The following is a 21,330-nucleotide window of genomic DNA, read 5'->3' as shown; positions in this document are numbered from 1 at the left end:
GTCTGCCACCTACCTGAGGGAGAATCCACCGTCGATGAGCAATTCGGTGCCGCAGCAATAGGCGGCCTCCTCGCTCAGGAGATATTCGATCGCGCCGCTGATCTCGTCGAGCGTGGCGAAGCGGCCGACGACCGTGCCCTCGATCCAATGCGCGTGCATGTGCTTCTTGAGGGCGTTGAGCGGAGTGTCGACGTAGCCGGGGGAGACCGCATTGATGCGCACCCCGCGGGCACCCCATTCGACGGCGAGCGACCGGGTGAGGGCGGAGACACCGGCCTTGGAGGTGTTGTAGACGCTCTGCTTCTGCGGTTCGTTCACCACGGCGTTGCCCGACATCGAGGCGACGTTGACGATGGCGCCGCCTCCGCGAGCGAGCAACTCGCGACCGAAGTACTTGCAGGCGATGAACACACCGCGCAGGTTCACGCCCATCACGCGGTCGAAGGTCTCGAGCGGCATGTCTTCGGCGGCGACGTCGTTCTCGACGATGCCGGCCGCATTGACCAGCTCGACCGGAGTGTCGTCGCCCTCGTACAGGGCGGAGACCACGTCGATGACGGACTGCTCGTCGAGCACGTCGACGGTTCGGAACTCCACCCCGGCCGTCGGGTCGTCGGCACTGCGCAGGTCGAGCGCATAGACGGTCGCACCCTGGCGGGAGAGCGAGGCGGCGAGATGGGCGCCGATTCCGCCGGAGCCGCCGATCACGGCGATCCGGCGACCTAGAAAACGTTCGTTCACGAGTTGCTCCTTTGAAGCTCGGACGAGGTGAGGTGTAGCTAAACTACACAAAACAGACGCTCACCGCAAGAACCGGGGCCTGTATCCACAAAATCCTTGCCCGCAACCCCTTCCCATGACAGGTTTGATGTAGTAAACATTCTCCAAGCCTTCTCTTTCAACGCATCACCAGGAGAAATCAATGTCGATTCCCGTTACCGACGCGAAGAAGTCCCTCTTCCAAGGGGTCAACCCCGTTTCTGTGCTGAACCGTTTCGGCCTGCTCATCGTCATCCTCATCGGCGTGGCGATCATGAGTCAGGTCTCGCCGGTCTTCTTCACCTGGATCAACTTCACGAACGTGCTCTACGTCGCGAGCCTCGTCGCCGTGGTCGCGATCGGGCAGATGTTCGTTCTCCTCGTGGGCGGCATCGACCTGTCGGTGGGGGCGATCGTCGCGGTGTCGTCGGTCTTCGTCGTGGGGCTCCCGCAGCAGAACGACGTGCCCACATGGGCCGCTGTTCTGGTGAGCCTCGGCTGGGGAATCGTCTTCGGCTTCGTCAACGGTTTCGTCACCACGAAGTTCAAGATCTCGGCGCTCATCGTGACCCTCGGCACCATGAGCATCGCGCGGGGCATCGCCTACATCTACACCGGCGGCAGCAACCTCGCCCCGATCCCGGCCGACCTCGCCGCTGTCGGAAACGCCTCGATCGGCGGATTCCCGGTCGTCATCCTCTTCGCGCTGGCCATCGCGGTCATCGCCCACATCGTGCTCTCGCGCACCCGTTTCGGTCGCTCGGTCTACGCGGTCGGCGGCAATGCCGTCGCGGCCAAGTTCTCCGGCATCCGGAGCGACCGCATCATGATCCTCGCGTTCATGGTGTCCGGCCTCCTCGCCGCAGTCGGCGGGCTCATGATCACCGTTCGGTTGGGCGCCGGATCGGCGTCGTCGGGCACCGGCCTCGAACTCACGGTGATCGCCGCGGTCGTGATCGGAGGCACGAGCCTGTTCGGCGGAGAGGGGAAGGTGGCCGGCACCCTACTCGGCGTGCTGCTGCTCGGGCTCGTGCAGAACTCGATCAACCTCCTCTCGGTGCCGCCCAACTTCGACCTCGTGGTCAGCGGCATCGTGATCATCCTCGCCGCCGGAGTCGACGTCTACCGCCGGCTGCGACTCGAGCCGGCCCTCGCCCGGCGTGCTCTCGAACGCCAGAAGCAGGCCGAGGCACGGGCTGAGGCCAAAGCGGTCTCCGAGCAGCCCACGAGCGACGACGAGAAGGCCGACGCCACCAGCAGCCTCTCCAAATAGCCCACCACCAGTTGAGAACCACGATTCGCAAGGGAGCAATCTGATGAAACACAGCAACTCACAACCGTGGCGCAAGCGCCTCGGCAAGCTCGGTCTGTCCGCAGCCCTCGCAGCGGGTCTCGTGCTCGGCGCCTCCGCGTGCGCCGGAGGAACGACGGCGACCGGCGACGACGTCGGTTCCGACGGCAGCGGGATCTCCGGCAAGCGCATCACCTTCGTGACCTTCGGCATGCAGTACGAATTCATCGTCGGTCTGGTGACCACGGTGCAGGAGCGTCTCGAAGCCGCCGGAGCCGAGGTCACGATCGTCGACGGCAAGTCCGACCCGAACCTGCAGACCACGCAGCTCCAGGACGCGCTGGCACAGCAGCCCGACGCCGTCATCGTCGACCCGGTCGACCCGGCGCTCATGACCGCAGGCATTCAGAAGGCGAACCAGCAGGGCGTGCCGGTGTTCATCGTCGAGTCGCTGCCCGAAGACGTGGAGTACACCTCCTTCGTCGGCTACGACAACGTCGCCGCCGGCGAGCTCGGCGCTCAGACCCTCGCAGAGGCCATCGGCGACAAGGGCACCGTGCTGCAGCTCCAGGGCGGCGAGGCCTCGAAGCAGGCCGGCGAACGCAAGGAGGGATTCGACACGGAGATGGCGAACCACCCCGACATCACGGTGAAAGACCTGAAGACGGAGTGGACGGCGGAGAACGCCAACAGCATGACGCTCGACGCTTTCACCACCGACCCCGACATCGTCGGCATCTGGTCGCACAACGACGAGATGATCCGTGGTTCGGTCGAAGCCCTCAAGCAGCTCGGCAAAGACGCGGTGGTCGGTGAAGACGGCCACGTGGTGATCGTCGGACACGACGGAACCCCGCTCGCGCTCGACCGCATCCGCGAAGGCGTGCAGGACGCATCCGTCGTCTACGACGCGATCGAGATGGGCAACATCACGGCCGACAACGCCGAGGCGTTCTTCAGCGACGAGTCGTTCGAGAAGGACACCATCATCCAGCCCTTCATCGCCAACGCCGACAACGTCGACGACGACAGCCTCTGGGGCAACCTGCCCTCGCTGCAGAAGTAACACCCGTACACGACTAAAAGGAGACACACGTGGCCGACTACGCCAAGAAGAACGTCTGGCACTTCGACGAGATCGAAGAAGACGAGGAGACCGCTCGCCTGATGCCGGGCTTCGAGATCCAGTACATCATCACCGACGACACCACCGACCACAACGACAAGACCGTGTTCGGGCACTGTGTGTTCCCGCCGAAGTCGCAGCACTTCCCACACCGCCACCTGGCGGCCGCCGAGGTCGTGTACGTCATCAGCGGTCGTGTGGTGAACGGTTCGGTGGATGAGGACGGCACGATCAACGAGACGGAGTGCAGCGCCGGCATGGCGACCTACGTTCCGCAGCGTCAGATCCACTGGACACGCAATCCCTACGACGAGCCGTGCGAGTTCGTGTTCGCCTACTACGGAGCACCGAGCCTCGAGAAGAGCGCGTATGTCGATCTCACCGACGTCGTGCCGATCGAGAACGTCGAGGTCTCGGGCGTTCTCGTGCACGACGAGAAGGTCGACACCAAGCTGGCGCATTACCTCTGATCGGCACCTGCCCGGGCCGTTCGTCGTCGACGAGCGGCCCGGGCGCTGTCGGCGCACCATCGTTCACACAACTGCTTCGAAGGAGAAGACACCATGCGGGTTATTCAGGTCGGACTCGGATTCTGGGGCGCTGATTGGGCGAACGTCATCGCCACTTCCGGCCAGACGGAGCTCGTGGCCCTCGTCGACATCAGTGACGAGTCGCTGCGCGTCGTCGGCGACGCCATCGGTCTGGCTCCCGAGAAGCGGTTCACCGATTTCGCGGAGGCCATCGCGGCGACGGATGCGGATGCCGCGCTGGTGGTCGTGCCGCCGCACGTGCACGAGGCGATCGCCCTGCAGGCGCTCGAGGCGGGTCTGCACGTGATGGTGGAAAAGCCCTTCACCACCACGATCGCCGGATCGCAGCGTCTGATCGACGCTGCCGAACGTCACGACCGCACCATCATGGTCACCCAGAGCTTCCGCTTCCGTCGCGGACCGCGAACTGTCAAGCGGTTGATCGAAGAAGGCGCCTTGGGCACCATCGAGCAGGTGTATGGACGTTTCTTCAAAGACCCCGCCTTCACCGGTTTCCGCCTGGAGATGGACGAGCCGCTGATCGTCGACATGTCCATCCACCACTTCGACTACATCCGCGGCATCTTCGGCCTCGAGCCCACCCAGGTGCGGGCCCGGAGTTTCAACCCGAGCTGGTCGCGGTTCGCCGGCAACGCGTCGGCCAACGTGCAGTTCACCACCGCCGACGGCGCGGAGATCTCCTACGTGGGGTCGTGGCATGCACGCCGCCCGCACACCTCCTGGGATGGCACCTGGGAGATCCACGGCACCGACGCCTCCCTCTCCTGGGACCACAACACCGTGTTGCTCTACCCGCACTCGAACGTCATCGGCGAGACGGTCTTCCGTCGCCGCGCACTGGAGCGGCCGGGCGACGTGCTCGAGTTCCCGCTCGACCCGCTCGAGCGGGAAGAGCGCTGGGGCACGATCAACGAATTCGTGACCGCGATCGCGGAGGGGCGCGCTCCGGAGACCCACGGCGGCGACAACATCCGTTCGCTCGGGCTCGTGCTCGCCGCGGTCGAGTCGACGAAGAACGACGGCGCGCCCGTCGACTTCGAGCAGTTCCTGCGCGAGGGCGTGACCTCATGAACGGCTCCCCCCTCCTCAGCGTCAGGGGCGTCACCAAGTCGTTCCCCGGGGTGCGGGCACTCGACGACGTGCGCCTCACCGTGAACGCCGGCGAAGTGAATGCCCTGTGTGGCGAGAACGGCGCGGGCAAATCGACTCTCATCAACATCCTCTCCGGTGTCTACACAGCCGATTCGGGGGAGGTGCTCGTCGGCGACCAGCCGCTTCCGGCCGATCCGGTCAAGGTGATCGAAGCCGGCATCGCCACCATCTATCAGAAGCGCCAGTTCGTTCCTGCGATGACGGTCGCCGAGAACGTGATGCTCGGCAACTGGCCGTCGGCGGGCGGGTTCGTCAACAAGCGGGAGATGAAGAGGCGCGCCCTCGATGCGCTGCGCCAGGTGGCACCCCACCTCTCGCCCGACAAGCTCGCGCGCGAACTGTCGCCCGCCGAAGCGCAGGAGATCGACATCGCCCGCGCCCTCTCGCGGGAGTCGAAGGTGCTGATCATGGATGAGCCCACCACCGCGTTGTCTCCGCCCGAGGTCGACCGTCTGCTGGCTCTGGTGAACACCCTGCGTGACGCGGGCATGGGCATCCTGTTCGTGTCGCACTGGCTCGAAGAAGTGCTGCAGATCGCCGATCGGGTGACCGTGCTGCGCGACGGACGGTACGTCGGCGAGGCGCCGGTCGCAGAGCTCGACACGCAAGCCATCATCCGGATGATGGTCGGCCGCGAGGTGAAGGATCCCCCGATCCCCGCACGCACCATCGGCGAACCCGTGCTCGAGGTGAAGAACCTCACCCGCACCGGCATCTTCAACGACGTCTCGTTCCAGGTTCGCGCGGGGGAGATCGTGAGCATGGCGGGCATCGCGGGCGCCGGCCGCACCGAGGTCGTTCAGGCCCTGTTCGGGGCCGACAAGTACGACTCCGGTGAGGTGCTCGTGAACGGCCGCCAGATCAGGCCCGGCGATGTGGCCGCCTCGGTGCGCGCCGGCATCGGCCTCGTTCCCGAAGAGCGTCACCTGCAGGGCCTGGTGGAGCAGATGAGCGTGCGCGACAACATGACGCTCGCGGCTCTGAAGGGTGTGGCGCCCGGTGGCTGGCTGTCGACGTCGCGGGAGAACGCGGTCGACAAGCAGTACACGAAAGAACTCTCGATCAAGGCGGCCAACTCCGCCGTGCGCGTCTCCACGCTGTCCGGCGGCAACCAGCAGAAGGTGCTGATCGCGCGCTGGCTGGCCCGCAAGCCGAAGATCCTCATCCTCGACGAGCCCACCAAGGGAGTCGACGTGGGGGCGAAAGCGGAGATCCACGCGCTCATCGCGCGCCTCGCCGAAACCGGGATGGCCGTACTGCTCGTGACCTCCGAGTTGCCCGAGGTGCTGCTTCTCAGCGACCGAGCTCTGGTGATGCGCCAGGGCCGACTGGTGGCCGTGGTCGACAAGGCCGACCTCACCCAGGAATCGGTCATGGCGCCGGCGACCGGCGAGTGACGATGAGTGACGACAGGAGAGTCCGATGAAAGCCCGATTCGTTCCCGTTCACCTCGAAGAGCAGCCGACGGAATCGTTCACGCGGCAGCTCGACGCGCTGATGATGCTCGGCGAGCACCTGATCGACTGGCAGGAACCGCGCTGGATCGGTCACGCCGCGGATGCCGATGGCGACGCCGTCATCGTGCCCGACATGAGCGGAGTCGCCTACCGGCTGCTGCCGGAGTTCCAAGCACTCCGACTGCCGATCCTGGTCGTGACGAGCGAGTTCGGAACGGTCAGCATGTGGGACTGGGAGATCCGCGACTTCCTGCGCCGGCGCGGAGTCGAGACGACGGCGCCGACCTCGCTCGCCGAGTTCCACGACGTCAGCCGTGCCCTCGCCACGAAGGCCAAGCTCGGGCGGTCGAAGATGCTCGCCTACCAAGACAACCTCGGCGCCGGAAAGCAACCCGACATCTTCAAGCGCTTCTACTGGTGGGAGGAGGAGTGCGTCGACGACATGCAGAATGCATTCGGCGTGACGATCGAGCACCGCAGCTACAAAGAACTGTGGCAGCGCGCCCTCGCCCTTCCTGAGCAGCGGGTGATCGACGAGATCACCCGCCTCGACGGCGAGGTGCCGATCATCGGGTTGTCGAATCGAGGGAGAGCGGATGCGCTGCGCCTCAAGCTGGCGCTCGACGACGACCTCGACGAGACACCGGATGTCATCGCCGCCGGCATCAACTGCCTCAACGAGTCGGCCACCTCCACCACCACGCCGTGCCTGGCGTGGAACCTCCTGTTCGAAGAGAGGGGTCTCATCTGGGGCTGCGAGGCCGACCTCACCTCGATGATCACCCAGTTCATCACCTGGGAGACGCTCCGCACGCCCGCGATCATGACCAATCTGTACCCGTTCCTGATGGGCGATGCGGCGCTGAAGCACGAGAAGATCCCGTATTTCCCGGAGGTCGACGAGCCTCAGAACCACATCCTCACGGCGCATTGCGGCTTCTTCGCCGTCATTCCGCAGTCCTGGTCGACCGAATGGGCCGTGCGCCCCCGCGTGCTCGAGATCGTCGACGAGAACGCCCATGCCCTGGATGCGAGGCTTCCGCTCGGCGACCTCACCATCGTGAAGATCGCCAGCACGATGGACACCCTCACCGTGACGCCCGCGGAGTTGACCAACTACGAGCAGTACGTGGATTCCGACTGCCTGAACGGCGCGGTGCTGCGGATCGAGGACGGCTATCGCTACGTCGAGTCGCTTCCCTCGCACCACGCCGTGCTCGCCGTCGGAGACATCGTGCGCCGATTGGAACTCGTGGGGCAAGTGATGAATCTCGACATCCAGAAGATCTGACCATACGGTCTCGCCCCCGCCCCTCCGCACCTGGAACGACCTCGAAGGACTCCGATGAAAGCGATCGTCTACGACCGGCCGGGCAGTTTCACGCTCGCCGAGATCCCCACCCCCCGGCCCGGCGCGCGCGACGTGCTGCTGCGCGTCATCGTCGCGGGTGTCTGCGGCACCGACCTGCATCTGCACGACGGCGAGTTCGGCCCCAGCTACCCGCTGATCCCCGGGCACGAGGTCGTGGGCGAGGTCGTCGAGCGTGGGTCGGAAGTCACCCAGGTCGAGGTCGGCGACCGCGTGACCTTCGACAACACCGCGGCCTGCGGACACTGCGACGAGTGTCGTCGTGCCCGCCCGGCGTTCTGCCGCTACATCATCGCCCAGGGAGTGAACGCGCCCGGCGGGTTCGCGGAGTTCGTGGTGACCTCGGGCGACCGGTGCTTCGTGGTGAACGACCTCGATCCGGAGGTCGCCGTGTTCGCCGAACCGATCGCGTGCGTCGTGCACGGGCTCGACGTGCTCGCGCTGAAGCCGGGCGCCGATGTGCTGTTGTTCGGAGCCGGGCCGACGGGGTTGGTGCTCGCCGAGCTGCTCGCGAAGTCGGGAGCGGGAATGCTCACCGTCGCTGCGCCCACTGCGGCGAAGCTGGCCTTCGCGGCCGAGCACGGCGCCGACCGCACCGTGCAGGTGCGGCGCGAAGGCGGATTCGCCGATGACCTGCTGGCGCTGACGAGCGGTCGCGGTTTCGACGTCGTGATCGATGCCACCGGCGCACTCGGCGTGCTGGAGCACGCCATCCCCTTGACGCGCACCGGCGGCACGGTCTTCGTCTACGGCATGACCGCCGAAGCGGCGATGCTCCCGATCGCGCCCTATGAAGTGTTCCGTCGCGAGCTCACGATCAAGGGCTCGTTCGCCCAGCAGTTCTCGTTCGACCGAGCGCTCGAGGCACTGAGGAACGGCCGGGTCGACACCGCGGGCATGGTCACCCACCGGTTCACCCTCGAGGAGTACGCCGAAGCCCTCGCCGCTGTCGCCGACAGTTCGTGCATCAAAGCCGTCATCCGCCCCGGCGGAGTCTCCTAGGAGCCCCATGTCCCGCTATCCGTTCGGAATCAGTTCCTTCCTGCTCGCCTCTCCGTTCCGCGACGAAGATGTCGAGGCCCAGTTCAGCTACGCGCACGACGTGGGCTTCGACGTCTTCGAGGTGTGCGTCGAAGACCCGGCCGCGCTCGGCGCCGACACCCTCAACGAAGCAGCAGCCCGCACGGGCCTTACCGTGTCGGTGTGCGGGGCGTTCGGCCCCGACCGCGACATCTCGCACGAGGATGCCGCGGTGCGCCGGCTCGGCATCGAGTACGTGAAGCTCTGCGTCGACCTGGCCGAGGCTGTGGGCTCGCCCCATGTGGCAGGGCCGATGTATTCGGCCACCGGGAAGACGCGCATGCTCGCCCCGGAGGAGCGCCGACAACAGCGCGACTGGGCCGCGGAGAGCCTGCGCGAACTCGGCGACTACGCCGGCGAGCGGCAGGTGTCGCTGGCCGTGGAGCCGCTCAACCGGTTCGAGACCGACCTGGTGAACACGGTCGACCAGGGCCTGGAATTGTTCGACCTCACCGGGCGCTCCAATGTGGGCTTCATGCTCGACACCTTCCACATGAACATCGAGGAGAAGCATCTCGGTGCCGCCATCCGGGCTGCCGGCGAGAAGGTGTTCCACTTCCAGGTCTCTGAGAACGACCGCGGCACACCCGGGTCGGGGCACGTGCCCTGGACCGAGACCTGGGAGGCTCTCGACGAGATCGGCTATCGCGGATCGATCGTGATCGAGTCGTTCTTGCCCACGGTGGTCGAGATCGCCCGAGCGGTCTCGCTGTGGCGGGAGATCGAAGTCTCGATGGATGCGCTCGCCCGCGACGGACTCGCTTTCCTGCAGGACGAGCTGCCCTGAGCGTCTCGCGGCTCTCCGGCTTGATTTGCGCCGGGATGCCGCTTTGACTTGACTGGTGAATCCGGGGACAACCGACCGGCATCCACTCCGACACCTGGGAGACCGATCCATGGCCGACGCCACGCCCGCCGAACTGCTCGAACTCGCTCGCTCCATCGCGGTGGAAGCCGGCGCTCTCATCAAGAAGCGGCGGGCCGAAGGCGTCACCGTGGCGGCGAGCAAGTCGTCGCCCGAAGACGTCGTGACCTTCGCCGACCGCGAGTCGGAGGACTTCATCCGCGCCCGCCTGGCCGAGGCGCGACCCGGTGACGGCTTCTTCGGCGAAGAGTCGGCCGCGACCGCGGGAACCTCGGGCGTCACCTGGGTGGTCGATCCGATCGACGGCACCGTCAACTACCTCTACGACCTCCCCGCCTACGCGGTGAGCATCGCGGCCGTGGAGGGCGATCCCGACCCGTCGACCTGGACCGCTCTGGCGGGCTGCGTCGTGAACCCCGCCACCGGCGAAGTCTTCACCGCGAGCCGTGGCGGCGGCGCCTTTCTCGGCACCCGACGGCTGCAGGTGAACACGGATGTCGAGCTCTCGCAAGCCCTCGTGGGAACCGGGTTCGCCTACGACGCCCGGTTGCGTGTGAAGCAGGGGCGCTTCGTCACCGGTCTCGTCGAGAAGGTGCGCGACATCCGTCGGGCCGGCTCGGCCGCGCTCGACCTGTGCTCGGTGGCCGCGGGCCGCCTCGACGCCCATGCCGAGCGCGGACTCAACCCCTGGGATCACGCGGCCGGCGCCCTCATCGTGCGCGAAGCGGGCGGCCGGGTGAGCGGCTTCAACGGCGCCGCCGAGGGCACCGTGATGACCTTCGCCGCGGGCCCGGCGCTCGCGGAGCAACTCGAACCGCTCCTGTACGAATTGCACCGTGGCGCGGGTCTTCCGCTCTGATCCTGCGTGACACTCGGGCCTCGCGCGGGTTTGTTGCACCAGGTGGCAATTCGATAGAAGCGTATGTAGCCTGGGTTGATCCGTTATCTCGCTTACCCCGAGAACACCCGTCGATCAACCGGAAGTTCCCACACAATTGGCACGTACGACTTCACGCCCGGATGACGACTCATCCAAACGCGAGGCCCACGGTTCAGCGAAGCACCCCACCTCCTCTCTTCCCTCACGCCGCAGTCTGCGCTCGGGCTCTGTCGCGCCCGCGGACGCGGCGTCAGCGAACGCTGAATCGACCCCGGCTGAGTCGACCCCACTGAGGTCGGTGCGGAGTCGCCGCGAGGCGCGGCTGGCGAACGTTCCGGCCACCTCCGTCGACGGGGAGGCGACGGATGCGCGCACGTCGGTTGCGAACGCGACGGCTGCGCAGACCGCCGCTGCGGTGAGCCGCCGTGCGGCGCGTGCCGCCGCCATCGCAGCCGCCGAAAGCACATCGGAGACTTCTGCTGCCGCGCCGGATGCCGTCGCCGCCAGCACCGTCGCCATCGTGCGGCCGCACGCGCAGAAGGCCGGCCGTCGGGCCGCCGAAGCGTTCTCCGACGAGATCGAGAAGCCGGTCGGCGGGCGCCGCGCCATCGTCTCCCGACCCACGACCGCCTTGCCGCCCACCGATGACTCCGTCGCCGGAGATGCCACGCCGCTCGAGCTCGAGGTCGAGATCGTCGTCGCCGAAGCGGTCAGCGATTCCCGAACCGGCGCGACTCCCGTCATCTCGCCGATCATCGAGACCGCGGCGATCCCGGTCATCAAGACCGCAGCGCCGATTCTGCCGGCCACCCTCGCCGACGAGCCGGCGGCACCCGTCAAGCCGGTATCGCGCCGCACGCTGCGCTCGGCCGCCATCGTGCCGGCCGAGCGCCGACCGAACGACGCGACGCCCGCATCCGGAACCTCGTCGACGACCACCGGCACGGGTGCCGGCCACGCCGACGACGCGAAGCCGCCCACGGGGCGCCGCAGCCGCCGCAACATCGCGAAGGGCGGCTTCAGTGCCCTCGCCCTGATCTTCGCCACCGGCATCGCCGTGGCCACCAGCATGCCGGCCGAAGCGTTGCACGCCGCCGCCGAGAGCCCTCGGGTGAGCATCCTCGCCTCGGAGCGGGCCCTCGCCGACACGGCACCCGGTCAGCAACTCACCACGAGTTCCGACGTCGCCGGTGCGAACATCGCCCGCGACGGTTACGGTGTGCGCGACACCGCGGCACTCCAGGCCGCCGGATTCCGCATCGCCGACACCTTCACCAACAACCCGAGGGGCGCCATCCAGTGGCCGTTCCCGGTGGGCGTGCCCATCAGCGACGGCTTCGGCGCCCGCGAATCACCGGGCGGCATCGGCAGCACCGACCACAAGGGCGTCGACTTCGCGCCCGGCCAGGGCACCCCGATCCAGTCGATCGCCGACGGTGTCGTCAGCTCGGTGGAGCCGTACGACAACAGCGGGCTCGGCGTGCACGTGATCATCGATCACGTCGTCGACGGCCAGAAGGTCTCGAGCGTCTACGGGCACATGCTGACCGGGTCGATCCAGGTGTCGGAGGGCCAGGTGGTGAAGGTCGCCCAGACCGTCGGTCTCGTGGGCAACACCGGTGCATCGACCGGCCCTCACCTGCACCTGGAGATCCGTCTCGACGGCGTCACGCCGGTCGACCCCTTCGCCTGGCTCGAGTCCCACGCGGTCTGATCCTCGTTCCCCGTCCCCCTCCTTCCTCCTCGCGACTCGCCAAAATCCGCCCTCGAATCGGTGATTGAGGGCGGATTTTGGCGTCTCGCGAGGAATTTTCCGCTGGTCGCGGAGAGGCGGGACCGGCCTAAGGCGTGAGCCAGACCGCCGTGTCGGGGGCCAGAGCCGCCTCGGTGAGGTCTTCGCTGGAGAGCAGCGCGTCGCCCACCGGCAGTTCGACCGCGGTTGCACCGATGTTGGCGATCACCGTCACGCCGTTGTTGCGGAACGCAATCACCTCGGGCCCGTACCCCGGCAGCCACTCCACCGCGCCGGTGCCGAGGTCGAAGCGGGAGCGCAGCTCCAAAGCGAGCTTGTAGAGCTCCAGGGTCGACCCGGGCACGCCCTCCTGCGATGACCGTGTGAAGCGATCCCAATCCGCCGGCTGCGGCAGCCAGCTCTTGTCGGAAGACGCCGGGCCGAAGCCGTAGGTCGGCACGCCGGCCTCCCAGGGAATCGGCACGCGGCATCCGTCGCGCCCGTACCGCTCGCCCTTGCTGCGGAACCAGGTCGGGTCTTGACGGGCCGAATCGGGCAACTCGATGTCTTCGGGCAGGCCGAGCTCCTCGCCCTGGTAGATGTAGGCGCTGCCGGGCAGGGCCAGCATGACGGCGGTGGCGGCGCGGGCGCGACGCAGACCGACGACCGGATCGGGCAGGCCGGGCGAGTCGGGCCCGATGCCGTGCCCTTGCGGGTTGTCGGCGGTCAACGCCAGGCGGGAGGCGTGCCGCACGACGTCGTGATTGGAGAGCACCCAGGTCGAGGGCGCCCCCACCGACGCGAAGGCCGAGATGGAGTTGTCGATGACCGCGCGCAGCTCCGGCGCCGACCAGCCGGCCGAGAGGTAGGTGAAGTTGAAGGCCTGCTGCATCTCGTCGGGCCGCACCCAGTCGGCCAGCTTCGTCAGCGGCTCCACCCAGGCCTCGGCGCAGAGCACACGGTCGCCCTCGTACTCCTCGAGCACGGCGTGCCAGCTGCGGTAGATCTCGTGCACGCCCGGCTGCGCCCAGTACGGCGGGGTCGGCGGATGCGCGTCGATCTCGGGCTCGAGACCCACCGGCTCGACACCCACGATGCCGCCGCCCATGCTCCCGGCGTCGGCCGGAGGGGTGTAGTCGGGGAGGCCTTCGGCCTTGATCAATCCGTGGGCGACATCCACGCGGAATCCGTCGACCCCGCGATCGAGCCAGAAGCGCAGGATGTCGAGGAACTGGTCGCGCACCCAGGGGTTCTCCCAGTCGAGGTCGGGCTGCGATTTGTCGAAGATGTGCAGATACCACTGGCCAGGCGTGCCATCGGGTCGCGTGACCCGCTCCCACATCGGGCCGCCGAACACCGACTCCCAATTGTTCGGCGGGATGTCGCCTCCCGGGCCCTTGCCGTCGCGGAAGATGTAGCGGGCGTGCTCGGGGCTGCCTTCGGGGGCGGCGAGGGCCTCCTGGAACCACCGGTGGTCCCACGAGGTGTGGTTCGGCACGAGGTCGACGATGACGCGGATGCTCAACTCGTGCGCCGTCGCGAGCAACGCATCGAAGTCGGCGAGCGTGCCGAACAGCGGATCGACGTCGCAGTAGTCGGCCACGTCGTAGCCGGCGTCGTGCTGCGGCGAGGTCATGAAGGGGGAGAGCCACACCGCGTCGACACCGAGGTCGGCGAGGGCGGGCAGGCGCTTCCGGATGCCGGTGAGATCGCCGACCCCGTCACCGTCGTCGTCGGAGAAGGAGCGCGGGTAGATCTGGTAGATGACCGCTGAACGCCACCACTCGCCCCCGGTGCCGATGAGGGTCGCCAGGGGCTGCGCATCCGTCTCGGGAAGATCGGATTCGGGGCTGTCCGCGATAGTCATGACGAGAACTCTAAAGGATGACGGCGAGCATGTGGAATCGTTTGCAGATAGCTTGGCGCTCGTGCGGCAAAACCGGGCGGGGATGGATGCTATTCTCTACTGGTGCCAAAAGCCGTTCGCGGTTGTGCGCGCCCCCTTAGCTCATTGGTAGAGCACTTCCTTGGTAAGGAAGAGGTAGTGGGTCCGATTCCCACAGGGGGCTCCGGCTTCCCGACGCCGTACGATGGTCGGAAGCAAGGCGGGATAGCTCAGTTGGTTAGAGCACACGGCTCATAATCGTGGGGTCGCGGGTTCAAGTCCCGCTCCCGCTACGAAAACCCCCAAGATCTCGCCATCTTGGGGGTTTTTGCTTGCCGTAGCGACATCCGTCAGTCGATGGGCACGAATTTCACGGTGTTCGTGCGGAGGTAGCCCGTTCCCGCCGCGTTGCTCACCGAAACCGAGCCCGACGGGCCTGCTGCGAAGTCGAACCGGCCGAGCAGTATCCAGGTGGCGCCTCCTGAGCGCTGATCGATGTCGGTGGTCGTGGTGCCGGCCGAGTCGGTCACGGTGAAGCGTGCGGAAGGGCTCGCGTTGGAGTGGTTCGGCACCCAGGCGTAGACGTCGTACTCCCCGGCCTCGGTCAGGTCGGGCCGCCACTCGGCCGTCGCTCCCGGCGACAGGCTCGCCCGCGTCTTGCTGCTCAGCCACCCGGCGACGCTCGACGCGGCCCACGCCGAGCCTGCTTCGGTGTATCCGGGGTCCTCGACCCCGATGATCGCCATTGGCAACGGGGTGACGCTCGTGGCCGTCGGTGCCGACTCGTTGCCGACGAGATCGAGGGTGGTCACCGCGATCGAGTGGGAGACGTCGTTGGCGAGATCGGGCACCTCGTAGCCGAGCGGCCGATTGGTCTCGTCGTTGATGTTGCCGACCGGCTCGTCGTTCTGCAGGGTGCCGTCGACATAGAGGTTGTAGCCGCCGAGGTCGAGCTCGGTGTTCTGGCTCCAATACAGCACCGCCTTGCCGTTGGCCGCTTCGGCCACCAGCCCGGATGGTGGCGTGGGCGCCTGCGTGTCCGCGGGCACGACTGCGGCTGCTCCCGTCGATGGTCCCGACTCGTTGCCCAACCGGTCGACCGTCGTCACAGTGATCTGGTAGTTCTGCCCGGCGAGCAGCTCATGCATCCGGAACGACGTGCGCTTCACCGGCTGCCACGTCAGCCGCTGGCCGTCGAGGTAGACGTGGTAGCCCACGACGTCGGCGCCCGCCACCGGCGACCACGTCGCGGTGAAGTAGGCGTTGCCGTTCGCCGGCGTGGTGGTCACGCTGACTCCGAGGCCGCTCGGAGTCGAGGGCGCCCCGGTCTCCGGCGGCGCGGGCACGAACTTGACCGCGTCGACGCGCATCTGCTTCGGCGGTGTGTTGCCCACCTGGTCGTAGTCGACGCGGCCGGCGTTTCCGGACGCGAACGGATAGTTCCCGAGGCGCAGCCAGCCCCCGCTGGTGGTCGCGGCGGTGATCGGCACGGTCGCCGTTCCGCCGTTGTACGCCACCGTGAACTGCGAGGTCGGCGGCGTGTTGGCGTCGCGCGGAGGCAGCCACGCGTAGACGTCGTAGCTGCCGGCGGCGAGCGTCGGCGTCCAGTGCGCCTTCGCGGTCGAGTTGGCCGAGTACCGAGTGTCGGTGCCGCGCCAGCCGGTGACCCCGGTGGAGGTGTTCCAGGCGCCGGTCTCGGAGTAGCCGGGTGTGCCGTTGTCGATCACCGTGGAGGGGACGAATTTCACGGCGTCGGCGCGCAGGATGCCGACCCCGGCCGGGTCGCTCGCTGCTGTGACCTTCTGCCCCGATCCGGGCGTGAAGGAGTAGGAGCCGAGGCTGACCCACTGCTGGCCGGCCTTCGTCTGATCGACCACGACATCCGTCGTTCCCTCGTCGTGGGTCACTGCGTAGCGCGCCGCGGTCTGCCCCGTTGCGAGAAGACTGGAGTTCCAGGCGTAGACCTCGTAGGCGCCGCCCGTGCTCAGGTTCGGCGCCCACGAGGCGGTGGAGCCCGCCGTGTCGCTTGCGCGGACGGTCTTGTCCTGGAAACCGAAGGCCACCTGGCGACCGTCGGTGACCTCGTAGTGCCACACGCCCGACTCGGTGTAGCCCGGGTCGCCGTTGTCGACGACGACGGTCGCCGCCGATTGGTCGTGCCCCGTCGCGACCGGTGCGAAGTAGCGGAAGTAGTCCCAGGTGGTCTCGCCCGGCAGCTCGTCGGCGACGACGCCCTCGGTGTAGCCGAGGGTGGTGAGCCAGATGTTCTGGATGCCGTGCGGGCCGGCCTTCGGAAGGGTGTACTGCAGCACCCCGTCGGTGTAGAACTTGACCTCGGTGGGCGTCCATTCGAAACCGTAGGCGTGGTACGCGGCCGAGGTGTCCTGCTGGGTGATCAGCTTCCCTTGGTTCCCGACGTGACCCGGCATGAACCAGTGCGAATGGTAGGCGAGCTTGTCCGGAGCGTGCGAGTCGACTTCGAAGCCGTCGATCTCGTTGATGCGGTTGTGTGGGCCGGTGTAGCCCGGCACGTCGGGGATGTAGGCCGAGAGCCCTGTCGTCCAGAACGCCGAGTGGAACCCCTGGTCGCCCCAGAGCTTGGCGCGGGTCTCGTAGTAGCCGTAGCCGAACCACTGCTTGGACACGACGCCGCCGCAACTCGTCGTGATGTCGTCGTCGATCGGCACATCGAGCTCGTCGAAGGCGATGTGCAGGAGTCCGTCGCCCACCGTGACGTTCTCGGGGCGATTGGTGCAGATGGCCTTGTCGCCCTCGCGGTAGAACCACTCGTCTTCGTCGAGGCCGGTTCCGTCGCCATCCACGCCGTCGAACTCGTCGGCCCAGGCGAGTCGGTAGCCCGGAATCGGAGCCGAGGCGGCGGTGGACGGCTCGGCGGTGGTCTCGGCGTGACCCGGAGCGGCAGCGCCGACTCCGAGCCCGGCGAGCCCGAGTGAGGTGATGCCGAGAACGGCGATCCGGCGGATTCGTGCGCGATGTGACGTCATGACTGCCTCCTTGCAGATTCGAACGCTTTGTGGAAGGGAGTGCGAAGTGAGTGGGAACGTCCTAACGCGAACGCGTGAACCGGCGAACGACGTCCTCGTCGACATCGACCCCGAGTCCGGGGCCGGTGGGAACGACGAAGGCACCGTCGGGGTGCACCTCGAGCGGCGTCGTCAGGATCCGGTTCGCGACCGGGAGAGTGAACGGCTGATACTCGAAGGCGAGCAGCGAAGGCGACACCGCGGCGACGTGGACACCCGCGGCCATGGCGATGCCGAACGCTGCGGAGTGGTGGGGTGCGACCTGCGCATGAAAAGCATCCGCCAGCCCGGCTATGGCCAGGCCTTCGGTGATGCCGGTGCGACCGATGTCGGGTTGGGCGAGGCCGAGCGCCCGCCGCTGCAGCCAGTCGGCGAACTCGAAACGGCTGCGCATCGCCTCTCCGACGGCGATCGGGGTGCTGATCGATGCGGCCAGGTCGCGGTGGCCCTCGACGTCTTCGGGAGCGAGTGGCGCCTCGAAGAACCAGGCGCCACGCGCGTCGAGCTCCTTGCCGAGGGCCTTCGCCTCGCCGAGTCGATAGCTCCAGTGGGCGTCGAGCCCGATCTTCAGCTCCGGGTCGACGGCCTGGATGGCGTCGTAGCTCGCGAGGTCGGTGCGCAGGTCTGTGCCGAGGTGCAGCTTCATCCGTCGCGTGCCGGCCGCGACGAGTTCGGCCGCCCGGTCCGCGCGCTCGGCGTCGTCGACTCCGCGCACGCCGGACACATAGCTGGGCACGGTCGGGGAGTGGCTGCCGCCTGCGAGCTCGGCCACCGAGAGACCGACGGCGCGGCCCCAGAGATCCCACAGTGCGATGTCGACGGCCGACATCGCGTCGGCCTGGTGGCCGGTGAGGTGCCCCCGCTCGCGCATCGATTCGGTCATCCGGTGCCAGAGCACCCGCACCCTGCGCGGGTCTTCCCCGAGCACGAGGGGCGTGATCAGCTGGTCCACGATCGTGGCGGCCACCTCCGGTGCAACGGGGGCGAGCCCCTCACCCCAGCCGACGAGGCCGTCTTCGGTTTCGATGCGCACGAGGAGGCTCTCGTAACCCCGCGAGTAGAGGCTGCGCCACGGCGGCTTGATCATGTAGCCGCGGTGTTCGACGGCCGATTCACCGGCGTAGGAGTTGTCGGCGTCCTCCTTGCTCAGAAAGAGGGGAAACGTCTGCACGCGCGAGATCTTCATCGATTGCTCCAGGGTGAAATGGGCAGAGTCCTGCCCCGCGAGGTGGGGTGGTGCTGAGTCAGCTCGTGGCGAAGGCCGTCGAGGAGTAGGAAGGGCTGTAGCCCAGGGCGACGGAGATCTCGTCGGCGGCCTCGATCACCTGAAGCGCGAGTTCTTGGTGCGGCGCCTGCAGATCGAGTGCCGAGAGCGGACCGCTGACCGAGAGGCCGGCGATGATCTCTCCCGCGCGGTTGCGGATCGGAGCGGCAAGGCAGGCCCGGCCGAAGGCGAGCTCCTCGATCTCGGTCGAGTAGCCGCGGCTGCGGATCTCGTCGAGTGCGACACCCATCTCGGCGCGGTCGACGATGGTGTGGGGCGTGAAGCGCGGCGGATTGCCGGCGAAATAGGCGTCGACCTTGGCTGTGGGCATGCCCGACAACAAAGACTTGCCGAGCCCGGTCGCGTGCAGGGGCGCTGAACGACCCGCCATGGAGAAGGACTTCGGCGCGTTCCTGCCCTCGAAGTTGCAGAGATAGAAGAGAGTGAGGTCGTCGATCTCGGCGACGTTCACGCCCAGCCCGATGCGATGTGCGAGGTTCTGCGCGATCATTCGAGCGGCCCGGAAGATCGGTGAGCCGTTGAGGGCGATCGTTCCGAGTGAGACGGCTGCGGGGCCGAGACGGTAGAGCCCGGTGCGCTCGTCTTGGATGACCAGTCGCATCCGATCGAGTGAGGACATCATCCGTGACACCGTCGACTGCCCGAGCCCGGTCATCGTGCACAGTTCGGAGACCCGGAGCTCACCGACCTCCTCGGAGAAGCACGCGAGCAGCGACATCGCCCGCTCGACGGTCTGCGTTCCACCCACGGTCTCCGAGGCCACGATCATCTCCTTCTCCTGTGTCATGCCGGGTCGACCAGTGTCGACCATCTCGGTGGAAGGACGTCCCACATACCGACATCCTAGTGAGGGGATCGCGGCACATCAAGGCAATTATGGGTTAGTCATGCATTTTATGGATTTCGCATGCGCAATGTGATTTACTGACTGCCATCGACGCGGTCTGCCGCTACAACGACGTACGCGCCCTACCAGGGCTGAACTCGGGAAGTGAGTGAATGGAGCAAACCCTCCTCGGTCGCGAGACCGAGCGCACGCAGGCCGAGCGCACCCAGGCCGAACGCGCCCGGCGCCGGCGCACTCCGACCCCGCGCACCCCGACGAAGCGCACCAAACTCGGCGCCCGCGACCGCACCTTCGGGTTCATGATCGCACTGCCGGCGGTGCTGCTGTTCATCGTGATCTCCATCTACCCCTTGGTCTCGAGCATCGGAACGAGCCTGTTCGACCAGTCGCTCCTGCGCCCCGAACGGAACTTCGTCGGGATGGCCAACTACTCGGCGGTCTGGGAGGAGTTCGTCGCTCGTCTCGGCACGACCCTCATCTTCTCCAGTCTTGCGACGATCTTTCCGGTCGTTCTCGGCGTGTGGCTCGCGATGCTGCTGAATGCGCGCATCCGCGGCCGCAACGTCTTGCGCGGCTTCCTGATGCTGCCATGGCTGCTGCCCGGAGTCGTGGTCTCGTTCCTCTGGGCGTGGATCTTCAACGACAGCTACGGCATCCTGAACCACCTGTTGAGCCTCGTGGGGCTGCCGGGGCTGAACCTCCTCGGCAACCCGGCCGGGGCGATGGCCGGTGTCGTGATCGCGAAGACCTGGAACTCGTTCCCGTGGATCATGGTGGTGGCCCTCGCTGCTCTGCAGACCCTGCCGAGCGAGCAACTCGAAGCGGCCGCGATCGACGGGGCGACCAGGCGGCAGCGGTTCCTGCACATCTCGCTGCCGCACTTGATCGGCCCGGTGGCCCTCGTCTCGGTGCTGGAGTTCATCTACAACTTCGGCAACTTCGACACGATCTTCGTAATGACAGGGGGAGGCCCGGGCACGTCCACGACGACGCTGGCGCTGAGCCTCTACCAGATGGCGTTCGGCAGTTATGAACTCGGCAAGGCCTCGGCCATGGGCGTGCTCTGGCTGGTGCTGCTCGGAGTGATCGCGGGCGGATACCTGCTGCTCAACCGACGATTGGAGAAGCGATGACCCGGCGCAGCGAGATCGGGGAGGCGATCGTCTACCCTCGACTGTCCATCCCGGGCAAGGTCGTCCTGACTGTGCTCGCGCTGTTCGGGTTGCTGCCGATCTACTGGCTGGCGTCGACCGCCTTCATGAAGCGCGATGCGGTATTCGCCATCGACCGCCCGCTGTTCCCGATCGATCCGACGCTGGAGAACTTCATCGGGTTCTTCCAGAACGACGCCCTGATCCGCAATCTCGTGAACAGCGTGATCGTGTCGACCGGAACGGCGCTGCTGTCGGTGATCGTCGCGGGCTTCATGGCCTACTCGCTGTCGAAGTTCCGGTACCGGGGCCGCAACGCGATCATGGTCATGTTCCTGATCGGGCAGCTGATCCCGGGAGCGCTCCTGCTGATCTCGCTCTACCTCATGCTCAACTCGGCAGGGCTGCTCTACACCTACACCGGCCTCATCCTCTCGTTCACCACGTTCACCCTGCCGCTGACCGTCTTCCTGCTCAAGGGCATCATGGACGGCCTGCCCGACGACATCCTCGAGGCGGCGAAGGTCGACGGGCTGCGGAGCGGCGCCATCCTGTTCCGGATCGTCTTCCCGCTCGTCGTGCCCGGCCTCATCACGGCCGCCATGTTCGCCTTCATGCGCGGGTGGAGCGATCTGCTGTTCGCGCTGACGCTCGCCGGGCCGGACAAGCAGACCCTGCCTGCCGGCCTCACCCAGGCCTTCATCCACGAGGGAACAGCCGACTGGCCCGCACTGATGGCGGCATCACTCATCACCTCGCTGCCCCTTGCGATCATCTTCATCATCCTGCAGCGCTACTTCGTCTCCGGCCTCGCCGCCGGAGCCGTCAAGGGCTGACCCGCACCGTCCGCACATTT

General features: G+C 67.0%; 17 protein-coding genes and 2 tRNA genes. 14 read left to right on the top strand and 5 right to left on the bottom strand.

The annotated features are described in order from the left end of the window. Positions 1-9 precede the first annotated feature (9 nt). Positions 10-741 carry an SDR family oxidoreductase gene (locus N1027_RS02240; RefSeq protein WP_259504675.1) on the bottom strand — a complete coding sequence of 244 codons (732 nt, stop codon included), beginning with the start codon at positions 739-741 and terminating at the stop codon, positions 10-12. Between the two features lie 181 nt (positions 742-922). Here N1027_RS02240 and N1027_RS02235 point away from each other — a divergent pair, with 181 nt between their 5' ends. The 10 genes from N1027_RS02235 (at position 923) to N1027_RS02190 (ending at position 12,244) form a co-directional block, all read left to right on the top strand. Continuing rightward, positions 923-2,032, top strand: a complete 1,110-nt coding sequence (locus tag N1027_RS02235) for an ABC transporter permease (RefSeq protein ID WP_259504672.1) — start codon at positions 923-925, stop codon at positions 2,030-2,032. 43 nt (positions 2,033-2,075) lie between these two features. After that, positions 2,076-3,116, top strand: coding sequence for a sugar ABC transporter substrate-binding protein (locus N1027_RS02230; RefSeq protein WP_259504670.1), 1,041 nt, complete (start codon positions 2,076-2,078; stop codon positions 3,114-3,116). 29 nt (positions 3,117-3,145) lie between these two features. Then, a complete protein-coding gene (locus N1027_RS02225) occupies positions 3,146-3,646 on the top strand; it encodes a cupin domain-containing protein (protein WP_259504668.1) in 501 nt (166 codons plus the stop codon). Between the two features lie 93 nt (positions 3,647-3,739). Beyond that, positions 3,740-4,798 carry a Gfo/Idh/MocA family protein gene (locus N1027_RS02220; RefSeq protein ID WP_259504666.1) on the top strand — a complete coding sequence of 353 codons (1,059 nt, stop codon included), beginning with the start codon at positions 3,740-3,742 and terminating at the stop codon, positions 4,796-4,798. Then, positions 4,795-6,276 carry a sugar ABC transporter ATP-binding protein gene (locus N1027_RS02215; RefSeq protein WP_259504664.1) on the top strand — a complete coding sequence of 494 codons (1,482 nt, stop codon included), beginning with the start codon at positions 4,795-4,797 and terminating at the stop codon, positions 6,274-6,276. The genes N1027_RS02220 and N1027_RS02215 overlap by 4 nt, the downstream gene beginning before the upstream one ends. Positions 6,277-6,301: 25 nt before the next feature. Beyond that, positions 6,302-7,627: a hypothetical protein gene (locus tag N1027_RS02210; protein WP_259504662.1), complete on the top strand. Its 1,326-nt coding sequence runs from the start codon at positions 6,302-6,304 to the stop codon at positions 7,625-7,627. 54 nt (positions 7,628-7,681) lie between these two features. Beyond that, on the top strand, positions 7,682-8,707 hold the full coding sequence (locus N1027_RS02205; RefSeq protein ID WP_259504660.1) for a zinc-dependent alcohol dehydrogenase family protein: 1,026 nt from the start codon (positions 7,682-7,684) through the stop codon (positions 8,705-8,707). A 7-nt stretch (positions 8,708-8,714) separates the two neighbouring features. After that, positions 8,715-9,572 carry a sugar phosphate isomerase/epimerase family protein gene (locus N1027_RS02200; RefSeq protein ID WP_259504648.1) on the top strand — a complete coding sequence of 286 codons (858 nt, stop codon included), beginning with the start codon at positions 8,715-8,717 and terminating at the stop codon, positions 9,570-9,572. Positions 9,573-9,681: 109 nt separating this feature from the next. Then, complete coding sequence (locus N1027_RS02195; protein WP_259504646.1) at positions 9,682-10,509, top strand: inositol monophosphatase family protein; 828 nt, start codon at positions 9,682-9,684, stop codon at positions 10,507-10,509. Positions 10,510-10,828: 319 nt separating this feature from the next. Then, on the top strand, positions 10,829-12,244 hold the full coding sequence (locus N1027_RS02190; RefSeq protein WP_259504643.1) for a M23 family metallopeptidase: 1,416 nt from the start codon (positions 10,829-10,831) through the stop codon (positions 12,242-12,244). A 127-nt stretch (positions 12,245-12,371) separates the two neighbouring features. Here N1027_RS02190 and N1027_RS02185 read toward each other — a convergent pair whose 3' ends face one another. Continuing rightward, complete coding sequence (locus N1027_RS02185; RefSeq protein WP_259504641.1) at positions 12,372-14,129, bottom strand: glycoside hydrolase family 13 protein; 1,758 nt, start codon at positions 14,127-14,129, stop codon at positions 12,372-12,374. Between the two features lie 130 nt (positions 14,130-14,259). Between N1027_RS02185 and N1027_RS02180 the strand changes: the two genes are divergently transcribed. Continuing rightward, a tRNA-Thr gene (locus tag N1027_RS02180) sits at positions 14,260-14,331 on the top strand. 35 nt (positions 14,332-14,366) lie between these two features. Continuing rightward, a tRNA-Met gene (locus tag N1027_RS02175) sits at positions 14,367-14,440 on the top strand. Between the two features lie 57 nt (positions 14,441-14,497). Here the strand turns inward: N1027_RS02175 and N1027_RS02170 are convergent. The 3 genes from N1027_RS02170 to N1027_RS02160 all read right to left on the bottom strand — a co-directional run bounded on the left by N1027_RS02170 (position 14,498) and on the right by N1027_RS02160 (position 19,263). Then, on the bottom strand, positions 14,498-17,152 hold the full coding sequence (locus N1027_RS02170) for a golvesin C-terminal-like domain-containing protein (protein WP_259504639.1): 2,655 nt from the start codon (positions 17,150-17,152) through the stop codon (positions 14,498-14,500). Positions 17,153-17,213: 61 nt separating this feature from the next. Next, positions 17,214-18,377: a mandelate racemase/muconate lactonizing enzyme family protein gene (locus N1027_RS02165; protein ID WP_259504636.1), complete on the bottom strand. Its 1,164-nt coding sequence runs from the start codon at positions 18,375-18,377 to the stop codon at positions 17,214-17,216. A 58-nt stretch (positions 18,378-18,435) separates the two neighbouring features. Beyond that, positions 18,436-19,263 (bottom strand): IclR family transcriptional regulator, encoded by an 828-nt coding sequence (locus N1027_RS02160; RefSeq protein WP_259504635.1) that lies wholly within the window; start codon positions 19,261-19,263, stop codon positions 18,436-18,438. A gap of 212 nt (positions 19,264-19,475) precedes the next feature. On the opposite strand from N1027_RS02160, the gene N1027_RS02155 reads away from it, so the two are divergent. Further along, complete coding sequence (locus N1027_RS02155) at positions 19,476-20,456, top strand: carbohydrate ABC transporter permease (RefSeq protein WP_259504633.1); 981 nt, start codon at positions 19,476-19,478, stop codon at positions 20,454-20,456. After that, entirely contained in the window at positions 20,453-21,310 is an 858-nt protein-coding gene (locus tag N1027_RS02150) for a carbohydrate ABC transporter permease (RefSeq protein ID WP_259504632.1), read from the top strand. The genes N1027_RS02155 and N1027_RS02150 overlap by 4 nt, the downstream gene beginning before the upstream one ends. Positions 21,311-21,330: the final 20 nt, after the last annotated feature.

It is taken from the genome of Herbiconiux aconitum (assembly GCF_024979235.1).
Classification (GTDB): Bacteria; Actinomycetota; Actinomycetes; order Actinomycetales; family Microbacteriaceae; genus Herbiconiux; species Herbiconiux aconitum.
The sequence above is the reverse complement of the archived record's forward strand: the minus strand, read 5'-3'. Positions and strand labels throughout refer to the sequence as shown.

Coding starts and splice junctions, on each gene's coding strand:
- N1027_RS02235 (WP_259504672.1), top strand. CDS start 923: ATGTCGATTCCCGTTACCGACGCGAAGAAGTCCCTCTTCCAAGGGGTC.
- N1027_RS02230 (WP_259504670.1), top strand. CDS start 2,076: ATGAAACACAGCAACTCACAACCGTGGCGCAAGCGCCTCGGCAAGCTC.
- N1027_RS02220 (WP_259504666.1), top strand. CDS start 3,740: ATGCGGGTTATTCAGGTCGGACTCGGATTCTGGGGCGCTGATTGGGCG.
- N1027_RS02215 (WP_259504664.1), top strand. CDS start 4,795: ATGAACGGCTCCCCCCTCCTCAGCGTCAGGGGCGTCACCAAGTCGTTC.
- N1027_RS02210 (WP_259504662.1), top strand. CDS start 6,302: ATGAAAGCCCGATTCGTTCCCGTTCACCTCGAAGAGCAGCCGACGGAA.
- N1027_RS02205 (WP_259504660.1), top strand. CDS start 7,682: ATGAAAGCGATCGTCTACGACCGGCCGGGCAGTTTCACGCTCGCCGAG.
- N1027_RS02200 (WP_259504648.1), top strand. CDS start 8,715: ATGTCCCGCTATCCGTTCGGAATCAGTTCCTTCCTGCTCGCCTCTCCG.
- N1027_RS02195 (WP_259504646.1), top strand. CDS start 9,682: ATGGCCGACGCCACGCCCGCCGAACTGCTCGAACTCGCTCGCTCCATC.
- N1027_RS02185 (WP_259504641.1), bottom strand. CDS start 14,129: ATGACTATCGCGGACAGCCCCGAATCCGATCTTCCCGAGACGGATGCG.
- N1027_RS02170 (WP_259504639.1), bottom strand. CDS start 17,152: ATGACGTCACATCGCGCACGAATCCGCCGGATCGCCGTTCTCGGCATC.
- N1027_RS02165 (WP_259504636.1), bottom strand. CDS start 18,377: ATGAAGATCTCGCGCGTGCAGACGTTTCCCCTCTTTCTGAGCAAGGAG.
- N1027_RS02160 (WP_259504635.1), bottom strand. CDS start 19,263: ATGACACAGGAGAAGGAGATGATCGTGGCCTCGGAGACCGTGGGTGGA.
- N1027_RS02155 (WP_259504633.1), top strand. CDS start 19,476: ATGGAGCAAACCCTCCTCGGTCGCGAGACCGAGCGCACGCAGGCCGAG.
- N1027_RS02150 (WP_259504632.1), top strand. CDS start 20,453: ATGACCCGGCGCAGCGAGATCGGGGAGGCGATCGTCTACCCTCGACTG.